The sequence below is a fragment of the Enterobacter cloacae complex sp. IR5403 genome (assembly GCF_049238705.1).
In the GTDB taxonomy this organism is placed as follows: domain Bacteria; phylum Pseudomonadota; class Gammaproteobacteria; order Enterobacterales; family Enterobacteriaceae; genus Enterobacter; species Enterobacter hormaechei_C.
This window is the reverse complement of sequence record NZ_JBMKHP010000009.1, coordinates 143,608-159,130: the sequence shown is the minus strand read 5'-3', so window position 1 is coordinate 159,130 and position 15,523 is coordinate 143,608. Positions and strand designations below refer to the sequence as shown.

Here is a 15,523-nt window from a genome sequence, read left to right as displayed (position 1 = left end):
TAGGCTGATTCAAGGCATTTACGGGAGAAAAAATCGGCTCAAACATGAAGAAATGAAATGACTGAGTCAGCCGAGAAGAATTTCCCCGCTTATTCGCACCTTCCTTAGCAACGGTAATGTATGCAACAGCGAGAACAATAAAAGCAGCAATAAACGCTCCAATTACCCACTTACCGCGCCATAGTTGTACTACTAAATCCAGTAAATCAATTTGCTCCGGGTCATTGCTGCGATTGACCAGGCTATCGTTGTTCTGCGTCATACAATCCCTAACAGATGAAAAAGGGCAAAAATAATCTTGTTTCCATAGTGTATCTCTTGTTGTAGAAAATTCTATAAGAATACGATGAGTTATATCGGAAAGATGGGTTATGTATGTGAAGAGCAACGCGCTATCATAGTCGGAATCTGATGTCCTGGGACATCAACAAGAACACTGTGAATGAGGGAAGCTATGAAATTTCTGGTAACGGGCGCGGCGGGCTTTATCGGTTCTCATGTCAGCAAGCGCCTGCTTGATGCAGGGCATGAAGTTGTTGGGATTGATAATCTGAATGATTACTATGACCCTAACCTCAAGCTCGCTCGCCTCGAACTGCTCAAATCCGAGAGTTTTACCTTCCACAAGCTGGACTTAGCGGACCGCGAGGGCATGACTGCGCTCTTCGCCAATGAAAAATTTGACCGCGTGATCCATCTTGCCGCACAAGCGGGCGTGCGTTACTCGCTGGAAAACCCGCATGCCTATGCAGATGCTAACCTGGTAGGTCACCTGAACGTGCTGGAAGGCTGTCGCCACAATAAGGTTCAGCATCTTCTGTATGCGTCATCCAGTTCTGTTTACGGCCTCAACCGTAAGATGCCGTTTTCAACTGACGACACCGTAGACCATCCGGTATCCCTGTATGCGGCAACCAAAAAAGCCAATGAGTTGATGTCGCATACCTATTCGCATCTGTATAACCTACCGACCACTGGCCTGCGCTTCTTTACCGTCTATGGCCCGTGGGGACGCCCGGACATGGCGCTGTTTAAATTCACCAAAGCCATGATTGAAGGCAACAGTATCGACGTATACAACTACGGCAAGATGAAGCGCGACTTCACCTATATTGATGATATTGCGGAGGCGATTATTCGCCTACAGGACGTCATTCCTCAGGCCGATGCCGACTGGACAGTCGAAACCGGTTCGCCAGCAACCAGCTCTGCCCCGTATCGCGTGTATAACATCGGTAACAGTTCACCTGTCGAACTGATGGATTACATTACCGCGCTTGAAGAGGCGCTGGGCAAGGAAGCGGTAAAAAATATGATGCCGATCCAGCCGGGTGACGTGCTGGAGACCAGTGCGGACACCAAAGCGCTGTATGACGTTATTGGGTTTAAACCACAAACCTCAGTCAAAGAAGGCGTGAAAAACTTCGTCGACTGGTACCGCAACTTCTATAACGTTTAAAAACAAAAAACCCGGCAGAGCGCCGGGTTTTTTTATATCACGATATTAATCAGTCGCTGCCGAACAAATCGCGGGTATAGACTTTATCTTTAACGTCCGCCAGCTCTTCCGCCATACGGTTGGAGATAATTACGTCCGCTTCTTTTTTGAATGCATCCAGATCGCGGATCACACGCGAATGGAAGAACTCGTCTTCCTGCATGGCCGGTTCATAAATAATGACCTGCACGCCCTTCGCCTTAATACGCTTCATGATCCCCTGAATGGAAGAAGCGCGGAAGTTATCGGAACCGCTCTTCATGATCAGACGGTACACGCCGACCACTTTCGGCTGGCGCGCAAGAATAGAATCGGAGATGAAATCTTTACGCGTCCGGTTAGCGTCAACAATCGCCGATATCAGGTTATTCGGCACAGCCTGGTAGTTTGCCAGCAGCTGCTTGGTATCTTTTGGCAGGCAATAGCCACCGTAGCCAAATGACGGGTTGTTATAGTGGTTGCCAATACGCGGGTCGAGGCAAACCCCTTCAATAATCTGGCGCGTGTTCAACCCAAGACTTTCTGCGTAGCTGTCGAGCTCATTGAAGTACGCGACTCGCATTGCCAGATAGGTGTTTGCGAAAAGCTTAATCGCCTCCGCTTCGGTGGAGTCCGTAAACAGCACCGGAATATCTTTCTTCACTGCGCCTTCCTGCAGCAGTGCGGCAAAGCGTTCAGCGCGCTCAGAACGTTCGCCAATAACGATACGGGAAGGATGCAGGTTATCGTAAAGCGCTCTCCCCTCACGCAGGAACTCTGGCGAGAAGAAGATATTATCAATACCAAACTTTTCTTTGATGGATTTGGTAAAGCCGACAGGAATGGTCGATTTAATAACCATCACCGCATCAGGATTAATCGCAATAACATCTTTGATAACCGCTTCTACGGTTGAGGTGTTGAAGTAATTGGTTTTTGGATCGTAGTCAGTAGGCGTCGCAATGATGACGTAATCCGCATCGCGGTATGCATCTTCTTTATCTGTCGTGGCGCGGAAATTCAGCGGTTTGTTGCTGAGATAGTCCTGGATTTCTTTGTCGACAATCGGCGATTTCTTCTGATTGAGCATATCCACTTTGGCCTGCACGATATCCAGCGCAACCACTTCATGGTTCTGAGCAATCAGAATGCCGTTAGAAAGACCGACATACCCTGTTCCGGAAATTGTTATTTTCATTCGCTAATGACTTCTTTTAGTTAACTGTATTGATGGCCGGCAGACCATCGCGATAAACATAACTGTTGGGCTTTGTACCTCCTGGCAAACAGCACTGTCAAGGCAAACCAGGAGTAATCATTACGAGCGGGACGAGATTCAGACTACTTCGATTATTGCGCGGCATTTTTTGCATAAAAAAACCCGGAGACGAGCTCCGGGTTGATGTTATTGCAGAGAGTTAACTCACTCCATCCATTCGGTATGGAACACACCTTCTTTATCCGTGCGCTTGTAAGTATGCGCGCCGAAATAGTCACGCTGTGCCTGGATCAGGTTGGCAGGCAGAACAGCAGCACGATAGCTGTCGTAGTATGCCACCGCAGCAGAGAAGGTTGGAACCGGGATACCGTTCTGTACAGCGTAGGCAACCACGTCACGCAGCGCCTGCTGGTACTCGTCTGCAATCTTCTTAAAGTACGGTGCCAGGAGAAGGTTAGCGATACCTGCGTTTTCAGCATAGGCATCGGTGATTTTCTGCAGGAACTGCGCACGAATGATGCAACCCGCGCGGAAGATCTTCGCGATCTCGCCGTAGTTCAGGTCCCAGTTATTCTCGTCAGACGCCGCACGCAGCTGTGAGAAGCCCTGCGCGTAGGAGACGATTTTACCCAAGTACAGGGCGCGACGAACTTTCTCGACGAATTCAGCTTTGTCACCTGCTGGTTTAGCCTGTGGGCCTGACAGCACTTTAGAAGCCGCAACGCGCTGCTCTTTCAGAGAAGAGATATAACGCGCAAAGACGGATTCGGTGATCAGAGACAGCGGCTCGCCCAGATCCAGAGAGCTCTGGCTGGTCCATTTACCGGTACCTTTGTTCGCTGCTTCATCCAGAATCACATCAACCAGGTATTTACCTTCTTCATCTTTCTTCGTGAAGATATCTTTGGTGATGTCGATCAGGTAGCTGTTCAGCTCGCCTTTGTTCCACTCGGTAAAGGTTTCAGCCAGCTCTTCATTAGAGAGATTCAGGCCGCCTTTCAGCAGGGAGTATGCCTCTGCGATCAGCTGCATATCGCCGTATTCGATGCCGTTGTGCACCATTTTTACATAGTGACCCGCACCGTCCGGACCGATATAAGTCACACACGGCTCGCCATCTTCCGCAACAGCAGCGATTTTAGTCAGAATAGGCGCAACCAGTTCGTACGCTTCTTTCTGGCCACCAGGCATGATAGATGGGCCTTTCAGCGCGCCCTCTTCACCGCCGGAAACGCCGGTACCGATGAAGTTGAAGCCTTCAGCGGACAGCTCACGGTTACGACGAATGGTGTCCTGGAAGAAGGTGTTACCGCCATCAATGATGATATCGCCTTTTTCAAGGTAAGGCTTTAGGGAGTCAATTGCAGCATCGGTACCCGCGCCTGCTTTGACCATTAACAGGATACGACGGGGCGTTTCCAGAGACTCAACAAATTCTTTTACCGTATAGAAAGGAACGAGTTTCTTGCCTGGGTTTTCGGCAATCACTTCTTCAGTCTTATCACGGGAGCGGTTGAAAACGGAGACGGTATAACCACGGCTTTCGATGTTGAGCGCCAGGTTGCGCCCCATCACAGCCATACCGACAACGCCGATCTGTTGCTTGGACATTACATACTCCTGTCAGGTGTGGTCACTGTCGGGTAACCCCGACAGATATAATTTGCAAGAATCTTAACTCATAAATCAGGGACAGAGGTAGGCATTTGTGGCCTTGATCACGCCAGACGACACAAAACGGGATATATCAAATCCCCACAAAAGGTGCAGGTATATTTTATTTATAAATGAACTAAATCACAACAGATAATAAATTCTCTTATTTATTATGTTTTTTATTAATTGCTTTTTGATAAAGTTCAACCGTTTTATTATACATTGCGTTGAATGAGAAGTTTTCAAGGAAAAATTCATTTCCTGACTTGCCTAATTCAACACGTAAAGCACTATCACTAATTAAGTCAGCGAGTCTGTTTTTAATGGCATCAATATCTGCACGAGGAACGAGATATCCCGTTTTGCCATCAATGACAGATTCAGAAACGCCACCAACGTCTGATGCTAAAACAGGCAAGCCTGCACGCATAGCCTCGAGAATACTGATAGGGAAACCTTCCCAGTTAGAAATTAACAGGAAAATATCACTGTCTGCCAGCAAGGCATCAACGTCTAAACGTTCGCCTGTGAACAGTACATTTTCGCTAATTCCAAGATCCTGTGAAAGCTGTTTCATCTCATCTAACCTGGGACCTTTTCCTACCAGCGTCAACGCCCAGTTTCTTGTTTCTAATCGACTCAACGCTTTCAATAGGCTTTCATGATCTTTTTGTTCTGAAAAACGAGCTACCGAAATCAACTTCACTACGTCGTGAGTATGGTAAACATGAGGAGCAGCACTTTTTAACGGCACGCCATTATGGATCACCGTTTGCTGACTGGCAGACGCAACGTTATGTTCGATTGCAAGTTGTTTATCTTGAGCAGAGACTGTGATTATTTCATCAGTAATTTTACTGAATAATCGTTCAATAACAATGTACAAGCGACGTTTCTTATCATGAACACCATTTGCGAATGACCAACCGTGTACGGTGAAAACAACAGGAATTTTCAGGAAAAGAGCTGCCAACCTCCCTACAATTCCAGCTTTAGAAGAATGAAGTGCAATAACATCCGGAGAAAATTCTTTTATAATCTTGCGTATAATTAAAGCGCATTTAATATCTTTATAAGGCGATATTTCCCTTACCAGCTCAGGGATAATATGAACTTTCACATTTAATGCGCGAACATCATCAACCAGAGCGCCTTGCTCTCCAACGATTAACTCAACTTGATGACCATCCTTTACTAAACCAGATGTCATATCACGCAAATGAGTCTGAGCCCCACCGATTTCATTCGCGCGTGTAATTATATAAAGAATTTTCATAGTTTTTGAAACAGTCCGATAAGTATATCGTTACTAACGCTCATTAACTTGCAACGAGACAGCTACACCTGGTATTAATGTCTTTTGAATGGTCCAAATCTTCCAGAAAGACCATCAGAAATACCGTAAAAGATCATCATCAACGTTTTCTTTTTTTCTTTATTAAGAATTAAAGATATTGCAGCACGAGCAAAATTAAGGAAAACCTCACGAATCTTATAACCCACTGGTATATATGGCTTTCTGATCATAAAGAAGCTATTTCTGACCAAAAAGTAACGTCGCATCGGGCTATGAACAGATATTTTACGTCCTAACAGATTCAGCCTTGAATCACCAATCGTATGAGCCATTGACGCCTGATTAGTCATTGCAACGCGATACCCAAATTTTTTAGCACGCAGGGCCCACTCCACGTCAATATAATCCACGAACAATGCTTCTTCCATTTTACCAACTTTCTCGTAAACTTCAGAAGAAAAGAAAGAGCCAGATGCAATAACGTAGGTAACATCTGTTATTACTTCTATTGGCGTTCGTTTAATAAATGGACCGATGTAATTAGTGCCCCAATAGAATTCGTTTGTGTGCGGATCATAAAAAGAAGGCCCCAAGATACCAACGTTGTACTGAGTGTAAATCTTACTCATGGCGCTGATGAAATTAGCACCTAACACACTGTCTTGATCAAGAAGTAATAAATATTCGGCACCGCAAGATATAGCATTTTGGATACCAATATTTTGCGCATGCGAAAGACCCATATTCTCGGGCAAGTTGATCAGGACGAAATTAAATTTTTCTGCTAAATTTTTTATCTCTTCGTAATTTCGAGAGCCGTTATCTATTATAACAGCACTGTCTATTTGGCCTTGCAAAGAAAGAAATTGCTTTTCTAAGCAAAGTATATCAGGGTTAAATGTCACAGTTACAGAACTAATCACGACCTATCACCTATTAATTTTTTTGTATTTTTCAACAGTATCTTTTACTGCATTCAAATAACCATAGCCATTTTTTTTATCAGGCTCAAGATACGTACCCTCAGCCCATTCATTCCAAGCATTTATAAATAAAAATGGTACATTAGCAGCAATAGATTTTTTATAAAGTTTATCGAAATTATTTTTAAATACCTGAGGATTACTTCCTTTCATCACGAGTGATTTAGTTTTTTTCCTTGGCGTATTATCCCAATCAACGAATGCACCTGAATAATGTGTTTCACTAAAATCCTTTTCAAGGATTTTGTCCCAAATTGATTGATAAGATAATATCTGCTCAACGTAATTTGTTTTTAATTTTTCATTGGAAATACGTTTTATTCTTCCGATAACTTTTCGCAATATTGGTTTAAGTTTCCCCATATTGTGTTCAAAAGTACACATTGGTTCAAAATTTAACTCGGCATCAAAATCTAGCTTACGATGATCTTGAGCGAATGAGGTAAGTGTTGACACAAAATGTATATCACCGAAAGACGTTTCTTTTGCCAGTTTCCGCCAATACTGAATCCATGCATTACACTTTTCAAAGCTAGCAGAACGATATAACAGAAATACAGGCTTACCATTATGTTTAATGTATCTTTCGTCTTCAAAAAATGGCTTGAGATAGTTAAAGTGATTTAACCAGTCTGATTCATCACCATAACTTTGGGGCATGATAACATCTCGATGACTACCATCCCAACTACGCGTCCATGGTTCGTTAGCCCATGAAAAAAGGAACGGGAGATGTATATCTTTGTTCTTCAGTAAAAGTTCAGCTGGTTTGTCCAGTAAACGCTTGCCATTAAACCAGTAATGATAGAAACAAAAACCATCAATATTATGCTTTTTTGCAAGTTCCGATTGCCATTTTAATGTTTCTACATCAAGCAAATTATAATAATAATCATTCAGAGGTTCTCTGGGCTGGTTATGATTTTTAAAAAGAGGCGTAGCCTTTTTAACATTGACCCATTCGGTAAAACCTTCTCCCCACCATTTATTATTTTCTTCGATCTCATGAAATTGCGGAAGATAAAATGCTAATGTTTTCAAAAATTACTCCTTATATTTCTATAACAAACTACAAAAAAATGAACTGATAACGAAATCAGGAAATAATCCCAAAAGAAGGATAACTGCACCGGCAAAAATTGATGAGAAAAGAAAATAACAATCAAAGCAAACAGGGAGTTGAAGTTAAGGAATGAGTTCTTATTGATAATGCAATTGTGATTTCTCGATACAATATATCCAAACAGCATACTGAGTACAGCTAACCCTAAACTACCGAAATAAAGAAAGGGTAATAACAAGGATGTATAAAAAGCATTAAAATAACCACCACTGCCCAGCAGAACGAAATTTTGTACTTTTGTGAAGAAAGCGCTTTGGTCGTAAAACTTAGCGCCAAGTATACCTAAGAATGAAAATGGACTTGAAAGCTCATACAAAGTATCAGTATCACCGCTATCAATTGCATGAGTAAAAAGTGAGTAACCTGCAATCGCATAATTGCGAGTATTAATCAGGCTTTGACTTAAGTCGCTATCACCTCTAAAAGTGAATATAGCTAATAACAAAATCAAAAATACAGCCAGAGCAAAAACAACCTTCTTCAAGGTCATTTTGCTATCATAGCAATATAATATTAATATTGCTGCCAGCACCGGGGCGAAAACATAGTATCTTGAAATCAAGATACTTTCTTTTCCAATCAACATTAAAAATGATAAAAATAAGATTGCAGATTTATTTTTATTAATCTTCAAATACAAACCATAACTAATACCAAAAAGCGGCACCAGGGTTGCAAATACAAATAAATAAGCAGCAAATGCTCCAAAGTATTCTTTTATTGATTGATCTTTAAATAAACTTTCTCTGTATTCTGCGAACGAAATACCACTCGCCATTATATTTTTAAACAAAAACACCAAATAAATCAATATGAAGAAGTTAATTGCAAGTAAAATTTTTACCTGCAAGGAAGCATTAAAGAGCGATTGATTATTTATTAGATTATCTTGCTGATGAAATCTTGTTGTTTTATTACCTATATAGCATCCTAAGAAAAAATATAAATAAGCAACAATTAGGATCATCAAACCAGAATCAAATGTGATGTAGAGGCTACTTTGTGAAACCCATAATACTAATGCAAAGACAACATACAGGCATAAATAAACAGATGGATTTCTAGGTCTTCGTTTAATCATCTTGAATTCTTTTCGCTATTAAAACTCACCAGGACAAAAATAGCCGAAACAATTATTTCTGTAATAATCACGCTAATTGTCACGCCATATGTTGGATTCAGATGCATTAATAGTATAGAAACTATAATATGCATAAAACTCACAGCAAGATATGTTTTCCTGACAATTTTTGTGAAATGATTAGGTATTAACCACCATTGTCCATATACAACGCCCACTGAAACGATAAATGGCAAAGGAGACATCATCAACAATATCATCGAAGATATTCGATATTCCGCACTATAATAATAAAGTGATACAGGGTATCCTATGACAGCCATTGCGATCGATATTAACAATCCGTACGCAATAAACTTCTTACCATACAAGTTCCAGATTTCATTTAGTGTTTTTCCTTCACTAATCAATGAACTGACTCTTGGGAACATCGCTTGCTGAACGGGACTCATCAAACCTTGCGCTGCAGTTCGGATTTTATCTGCTGCTGAGAAATAACCTGCCAGCGTCGGACCACCAAAATATCCAATGATTAATATATTTAAAGTTGTATAAAAACTTATAGTTATATTAGATACAAAAAGGTCAAATCCCTTAGATAAAACCGAATAGATTTCTTGTATTGATACTTGAGTAAATTTGGCCAATTTTTGTTTTTTTATAAAGAAACAAGCCAAAATACCTGAGATAAACATCCCTGATGATTGGCTTATAACGGCCATATTCATATCTTCAGGCGTTTTTACTAAAAGGAAAATCAGCACAAGGGAGACAAATTTTGCAATGGTTGTACAAATTGCAATACCCTGCATTTTTTCAATCCCTTGAAATAACCATACAGGAAATAAAACTGTACCTATTACGGATATCATCCCCAACAGGATCAGATAAGGGTATACACTCGTACCATTAATAATTACATATAAAGCAAAAATACATGAAACTATCAGTAATAAAACTAACTTAGCAGCAGTTACTGCTGTATAAATAGAATCAATTTTGGATTGATTATTCTTATTAACTGAAATCAGTAACGTCGCACTAAAGTTAAAGCCATAATCAACAAAAATTATTATGTATTGTAGCCACGCCTGGACCATAGCTACAATTCCAAAATTTTCAGCCCCTAACACTCGCATTAAATATGGGAGGGTTAACAAAGGGAATAAATAATTTGAAGCCTGTACAAAAAATAGCAGTATAATGTTTTTTTTCACTGGTATGATACACTCAGTAATGTGAAAAAAGCCTGTATGCTATTTACAGGCCTGCGTAGGAATTAATAGTCTGAATCTTTAAAAGCTTTACCAGCAAGATCTTTCGAAGACAAACTCGGTGAACAATCGGGGGTGACAGGCCATTGAATATTCAGTTCGCTGTCTGACCATAAGATTGAACGCTCATGTTCAGGAGAATAATAATTAGTTGTTTTATACACAAATTCTGCTGTATCGCTCAGAACATAAAATCCATGAGCAAATCCCTCAGGGATCCATAATTGCTTTTTATTTTCTGCAGATAAATGTACGCCAACCCATTTCCCATAATTGGGTGAGTCTTTACGAATATCGACAGCGACATCAAAAACTTCGCCGACGACACAACGGACTAATTTACCTTGAGCATAGGGCTGTAGTTGGTAGTGCAAACCACGAAGTACATTTTTGCTGGATTTAGAGTGATTATCCTGAATAAAATTAACTTCTTTACCAACAGCTTCGTTGAAAATTCGCTGATTGAAACTTTCCATAAAGAAACCACGATCATCACCAAAAACTTTCGGCTCAAAAATTAGCACATCGGGTATTTCTGTTTTAATGATATTCATTAATTAATAACCTTTAATCATTTTCAGTAAATATTGTCCATATTGGTTTTTTGACAACGGAGCAGCGAGTTTTTTAACCTGCTCATCATCAATAAATTCTTTGCGGTAAGCAATTTCTTCAGGACAAGCCACTTTCAGCCCCTGGCGTTCTTCAATGGTTGCAATGAAGTTACTCGCTTCAATCAGGCTCTGATGAGTCCCTGTGTCAAGCCAGGCAAAGCCACGGCCCATCATAGCCACGGAAAGCTTTCCTTGCTCCATATAAATACGGTTAATATCCGTGATTTCCAGTTCACCACGTGCTGACGGTTTTAAATTCTTCGCCATCTCAACGACACTGTTATCGTAGAAATAGAGTCCCGTCACCGCATAATTACTCTTCGGTTCCAGCGGTTTTTCTTCGAGGCTGATGGCGGTACCACTTTTATCAAACTCGACAACACCGTAACGCTCAGGATCGTTCACGTGATAGGCAAAGACCGTTGCACCATTTTCTTTATTAACCGCGGCATCCATCAATTTAGGAAGGTCGTGACCATAGAAAATGTTATCCCCCAACACCAGGGCGCAATCATCGTTACCAATGAATTCTTCGCCAATAACAAAAGCCTGTGCCAGACCATCCGGGCTTGGCTGGACTTTGTATTGCAGATTCAGACCCCACTGGCTTCCATCACCCAGAAGTTGTTCAAAACGCGGTGTATCCTGCGGAGTACTAATAATTAAAATATCTCGAATACCAGCCAGCATCAGCGTTGAAAGAGGATAGTAAATCATCGGCTTATCATAAATAGGCAATAATTGTTTACTAACAGCCATGGTCACTGGATACAAACGAGTGCCAGAGCCACCCGCCAGAATAATACCTTTACGCGTTTTCATTTCATCATCTCTATAGTCATAGGATGCCCATTCCCAGGCATCCCGATCATTATTAAATTGCTGTTGCTGTAAACCACTCAGTCAGCATACGCTTAACCCCCTCGTCCCACTGAGGCAGTACGAGGTTGAAATTCTGCTGGAACTTTAACGTATTGAGGCGGGAGTTTGCCGGACGTTTTGCAGGCGTAGGGTACGCACTGGTCGGCACCCCATGAAGCAGCTTTAATGCCAGTTCAATTCCTGCTTTGCGCGCTTCATCAAATACCAGAGAGGCATAGTCGTACCAGGTTGTTGTACCACTGGCAACCAGATGATAAGTCCCTGCCACTTCAGGTTTATTCAGGGCAACCCGAATAGCATGAGCCGTACAGTCTGCTAATAACTCAGCACCCGTAGGGGCCCCAAATTGGTCGTTAATAACAGACAGCTCAGAACGCTCTTTTGCCAGTCGCAGCATAGTACGCGCAAAATTATTCCCTTTACCGGCATAAACCCAGCTAGTCCGGAAGATCAAATGGCGTGAACAATTTTCACTTAACGCTTTTTCACCAGCAAGTTTGGTCTCACCATACACATTAAGCGGCGCTGTGGCGTCCGTTTCAAGCCACGGCGTATCACCATTACCAGGGAATACGTAATCAGTAGAGTAGTGAACAACCCAGGCCCCCAATTTTTGGGCCTCTTTGGCAATCGCCTCCACACTCGTGGCATTCAGCAACTGAGCAAATTCGGGTTCTGACTCGGCCTTATCGACGGCGGTATGCGCGGCCGCGTTGACGATGACATCAGGCTTAATGCGGCGCACCGTTTCTGCAATGCCTTCAGGGTTGCTGAAATCACCGCAATACTCCTGCGAATGGACGTCAATAGCAATCAAATTACCCAGCGGCGCAAGGGCACGTTGTAGCTCCCAACCCACCTGACCGGTTTTACCGAATAGAAGAATATTCATCAAGCACGGCCTCCATAGTTTTCTTCAATCCAGGACTTGTAGCTACCGCTTTTTACGTTCTCTACCCATTGTGTGTTCGCCAAGTACCATTCTACGGTTTTGCGAATGCCACTTTCGAACGTTTCCTGAGGCTTCCAGCCAAGTTCCTTACTAATTTTTTCTGCATCAATCGCGTAGCGACGATCGTGACCCGGACGGTCAGCAACATACGTTATCTGGTCACGATAGGAACCTTCCTTCGGCACAATTTCATCCAGCAGTGAGCAGATGGTATTTACCACATCAAGATTCTGCTTTTCATTGTGGCCGCCGATGTTATAGGTTTCACCTATCTTGCCCTGTGTCACTACGGTATATAATGCGCGGGCGTGATCTTCCACGTACAGCCAGTCACGAATTTGGTCTCCTTTACCGTAAACTGGCAGAGCTTTACCATCCAACGCATTGAGAATGACCAACGGGATAAGTTTTTCAGGGAAGTGGTAAGGACCGTAATTATTAGAACAGTTAGTCACAATAGTCGGGAAGCCGTAGGTACGCAGCCAGGCACGGACCAAATGGTCGCTGGAGGCTTTTGAAGCAGAATATGGACTGCTTGGCGCATAGGCGGTTTGTTCAGTAAACAGAGGGAGTTCAGAATCCTCTGTAACTTCATCCGGATGCGGAAGGTCGCCATAAACTTCATCTGTTGAGATATGGTGAAAGCGAAATGACGCTTTTTTATCAGCAGTTAACTCAGCCCAGTATTTACGGCTGGCTTCCAGCAGAACATAAGTGCCAACAATGTTAGTCTCGATAAAAGCTGCCGGGCCGGTAATTGAGCGATCAACGTGGCTCTCGGCGGCCAGATGCATCACAGCATCCGGCTGGTGCTCTGCAAAAATACGCGCCATGGCGTCGCTGTCGCAGATATCAGCATGTTCAAAATGATAGCGATTGCTGAGTGAGACACCAGCCAGCGATTCAAGATTTCCTGCATAAGTCAGTTTATCAACGTTAATAACAGAGTCTTGCGTATCATTAATAATGTGTCGTACCACTGCAGACCCAATAAAGCCTGCTCCACCAGTGACCAGAATTTTCACGTTTATTTCGCTCTTAATGTTTTCAGGAACAATGAATTATATTCCGTCGCCCCGATAACTATCGAAAAGTATCCGGGGCGGAGAAAATGACAATCTGCTATTTTAACTTGCCTTTTCATTCCAAAGTAAATCGCAGATACCATCCGTAGGATTGAACGCAGCAGGTGCTTGCAAGAGTATCTCACGCACACGTTCATAGTCGAATTCGCAGCAGGCTTTGTCGAGATCGTTGAGAATCATACTCATCTCACTCCAAGGCAACATCACTTCGTTAGCAGTCCTGATACGCGGGTGCTGTGTTGCAGAGACATTGTCGCCGATAAGCAACTCTTCATACAGTTTCTCACCTGGACGCAGACCCGTCGTTTTTATCGTAATATCACCATAGGGGTTTTTATCATCACGAACGGTTAGCCCTTGCAGCGTAATCATGCGGTGTGCAAGATCGATAATCCTGACGGGTTCCCCCATATCCAGAACAAAAACATCGCCGCCCGTGCCCATGGCTCCCGCCTGGATCACCAATTGAGCCGCTTCAGGAATGGTCATAAAGTAACGCGTGATATCTTCGTGAGTCAGCGTCACCGGTCCACCTGCAGCAATCTGTTTTTCAAATAACGGCACAACTGAGCCTGATGAGCCTAACACGTTGCCGAAACGAACCATACTGAAGCAGGTTTTACTGGATTCCTTCGCCAGCGCTTGCAGCACCAGCTCCGCCATGCGCTTGGTCGCCCCCATGGTGTTGGTAGGGCGAACGGCTTTATCAGTCGAAATCAGAACAAAGTTTTCAACACCGCAACTTGCCGCAGCCTGAGCGCAGCTCAACGTACCAAAGATATTATTGCGCACGCCATCAAGTACGTTGAACTCGACAAGCGGTACATGCTTGTACGCCGCAGCATGATAAATTGTGTCGACGTTGAATGCTCTGATTAACCTTTCGAGATGCTCTTTATCCTGAACGTTTCCGAGGATCGGATAGATTTTAACCTTAAAATCCTGACCCAGATTCAGGTTACGCAGTTCGGAATCAATGGAATAGAGGGAGAATTCGGACAGTTCGAAAAGAATAAGCTGGTTTGGCTTATTTTTAAGTATCTGTCGGCATAGTTCAGACCCTATTGACCCCCCTGCCCCGGTAACCATCACTGTTTTCCCGTTAATATTACGGGATATCAGTTCCGGAATGGGTGAGACAGGATCGCGGCCCAGCAGGTCTGTAATAACGACTTTCCGCAAGGAATCAATACTTGCCTTCCCCTCCACCAAATCGACCATTCCCGGGATGGAAAGCACTTCGCACGGCAGACCTTCCAGGGTTTTAATGACTTCGTTCTTTCTTGCCCGGCTTGCGCTTGGCATGGCCAGCAGAATTTTCTTCGCTTCGTATTTCTCAACCAGCCAGGGCAGTTTTTCTGGTGCGAAGACGCTTACCCCGTGAATCACCTGACCTTGCAGGGCACGGTTATCATCGACAAAAGCAACGGGGTAATATTCGTCCATCTGGCTCAGCGCAGGCAGTAATTGACGACCCGATGCACCTGCACCATAAATAACTACCCGAGTACCCAGATTCAACCCACGATTCACCAACATCCTCATTCCAAGCCGTGATCCGGCAATAAGCAGTAGACCGAATGAGAAATAGATAAAAGGAATCGTTCTCGGCAAATAGAGGTTGGTATAGAACGCTGCGATAATAAGTAAAATGGACGATATGACCATCCCCATCGTTACGACCAATAATATCTTGGCAGTAATATAACGAATTACTGCCCGATACAGTCCTAATTTAACAAATATTGCCAGAGTAACTAAAATAATTGAGAAAATAAAAAGCCAATGCTCCGTACTATATAATGGAGTCATTGAATCAATGCGCACCCAAAATGCAAACCAAAATGCGCACAGCAGAAGCACAACATCTATAGAGAGTG

Annotated in this window: 14 protein-coding genes; 1 reads left to right on the top strand and 13 read right to left on the bottom strand. The window is 43.0% G+C overall.

Annotation, left to right across the window (positions count from 1 at the left end):
* Positions 1-262: Wzz/FepE/Etk N-terminal domain-containing protein (locus tag ACOTW6_RS14500; protein ID WP_421766262.1), on the bottom strand; the 262-nt coding region annotated here is incomplete at its 3' end.
* Between the two features lie 192 nt (positions 263-454).
* Here ACOTW6_RS14500 and ACOTW6_RS14495 point away from each other — a divergent pair.
* A complete protein-coding gene (locus tag ACOTW6_RS14495) occupies positions 455-1,459 on the top strand; it encodes an NAD-dependent epimerase (protein WP_172754519.1) in 1,005 nt (334 codons plus the stop codon).
* A 49-nt stretch (positions 1,460-1,508) separates the two neighbouring features.
* Here ACOTW6_RS14495 and ugd read toward each other — a convergent pair whose 3' ends face one another.
* From ugd to ACOTW6_RS14435, 12 genes are all read right to left on the bottom strand, one after another.
* Entirely contained in the window at positions 1,509-2,675 is a 1,167-nt protein-coding gene (ugd, locus tag ACOTW6_RS14490) for a UDP-glucose 6-dehydrogenase (RefSeq protein ID WP_062932824.1), read from the bottom strand.
* Between the two features lie 225 nt (positions 2,676-2,900).
* Complete coding sequence (gene gndA / locus ACOTW6_RS14485) at positions 2,901-4,307, bottom strand: NADP-dependent phosphogluconate dehydrogenase (protein WP_028013772.1); 1,407 nt, start codon at positions 4,305-4,307, stop codon at positions 2,901-2,903.
* A 208-nt stretch (positions 4,308-4,515) separates the two neighbouring features.
* A complete protein-coding gene (locus ACOTW6_RS14480) occupies positions 4,516-5,628 on the bottom strand; it encodes a glycosyltransferase family 4 protein (protein WP_041909159.1) in 1,113 nt (370 codons plus the stop codon).
* Between the two features lie 74 nt (positions 5,629-5,702).
* A complete protein-coding gene (locus ACOTW6_RS14475) occupies positions 5,703-6,572 on the bottom strand; it encodes a rhamnosyltransferase (protein WP_213789148.1) in 870 nt (289 codons plus the stop codon).
* 6 nt (positions 6,573-6,578) lie between these two features.
* Complete coding sequence (locus ACOTW6_RS14470) at positions 6,579-7,673, bottom strand: glycoside hydrolase family 99-like domain-containing protein (RefSeq protein ID WP_213789147.1); 1,095 nt, start codon at positions 7,671-7,673, stop codon at positions 6,579-6,581.
* Positions 7,670-8,836 (bottom strand): O-antigen polymerase, encoded by a 1,167-nt coding sequence (locus ACOTW6_RS14465; protein ID WP_213789146.1) that lies wholly within the window; start codon positions 8,834-8,836, stop codon positions 7,670-7,672. Before ACOTW6_RS14465 ends, ACOTW6_RS14470 begins: the two co-directional genes overlap by 4 nt.
* On the bottom strand, positions 8,833-10,053 hold the full coding sequence (locus ACOTW6_RS14460; protein WP_213789145.1) for an oligosaccharide flippase family protein: 1,221 nt from the start codon (positions 10,051-10,053) through the stop codon (positions 8,833-8,835). The genes ACOTW6_RS14465 and ACOTW6_RS14460 overlap by 4 nt, the downstream gene beginning before the upstream one ends.
* 62 nt (positions 10,054-10,115) lie before the next feature.
* Positions 10,116-10,664, bottom strand: coding sequence for a dTDP-4-dehydrorhamnose 3,5-epimerase (rfbC, locus tag ACOTW6_RS14455; protein WP_213789144.1), 549 nt, complete (start codon positions 10,662-10,664; stop codon positions 10,116-10,118).
* Between the two features lie 3 nt (positions 10,665-10,667).
* Positions 10,668-11,546, bottom strand: coding sequence for a glucose-1-phosphate thymidylyltransferase RfbA (gene rfbA, locus ACOTW6_RS14450; protein ID WP_213789143.1), 879 nt, complete (start codon positions 11,544-11,546; stop codon positions 10,668-10,670).
* A 52-nt stretch (positions 11,547-11,598) separates the two neighbouring features.
* Entirely contained in the window at positions 11,599-12,498 is a 900-nt protein-coding gene (gene rfbD / locus ACOTW6_RS14445; protein ID WP_062932817.1) for a dTDP-4-dehydrorhamnose reductase, read from the bottom strand.
* Positions 12,498-13,583, bottom strand: coding sequence for a dTDP-glucose 4,6-dehydratase (gene rfbB, locus ACOTW6_RS14440; protein ID WP_213789142.1), 1,086 nt, complete (start codon positions 13,581-13,583; stop codon positions 12,498-12,500). Before rfbB ends, rfbD begins: the two co-directional genes overlap by 1 nt.
* 102 nt (positions 13,584-13,685) lie before the next feature.
* Entirely contained in the window at positions 13,686-15,455 is a 1,770-nt protein-coding gene (locus ACOTW6_RS14435; RefSeq protein ID WP_407057592.1) for a polysaccharide biosynthesis protein, read from the bottom strand.
* Positions 15,456-15,523 lie beyond the last annotated feature (68 nt).

Excerpts from the sequence above, each read along its gene's own strand:
- ACOTW6_RS14495 (WP_172754519.1), top strand. The coding sequence starts at position 455 with ATGAAATTTCTGGTAACGGGCGCGGCGGGCTTTATCGGTTCTCATGTC.
- ugd (WP_062932824.1), bottom strand. The coding sequence starts at position 2,675 with ATGAAAATAACAATTTCCGGAACAGGGTATGTCGGTCTTTCTAACGGC.
- gndA (WP_028013772.1), bottom strand. The coding sequence starts at position 4,307 with ATGTCCAAGCAACAGATCGGCGTTGTCGGTATGGCTGTGATGGGGCGC.
- ACOTW6_RS14480 (WP_041909159.1), bottom strand. The coding sequence starts at position 5,628 with ATGAAAATTCTTTATATAATTACACGCGCGAATGAAATCGGTGGGGCT.
- ACOTW6_RS14465 (WP_213789146.1), bottom strand. The coding sequence starts at position 8,836 with ATGATTAAACGAAGACCTAGAAATCCATCTGTTTATTTATGCCTGTAT.
- rfbC (WP_213789144.1), bottom strand. The coding sequence starts at position 10,664 with ATGAATATCATTAAAACAGAAATACCCGATGTGCTAATTTTTGAGCCG.
- rfbA (WP_213789143.1), bottom strand. The coding sequence starts at position 11,546 with ATGAAAACGCGTAAAGGTATTATTCTGGCGGGTGGCTCTGGCACTCGT.
- rfbD (WP_062932817.1), bottom strand. The coding sequence starts at position 12,498 with ATGAATATTCTTCTATTCGGTAAAACCGGTCAGGTGGGTTGGGAGCTA.
- ACOTW6_RS14435 (WP_407057592.1), bottom strand. The coding sequence starts at position 15,455 with ATGACTCCATTATATAGTACGGAGCATTGGCTTTTTATTTTCTCAATT.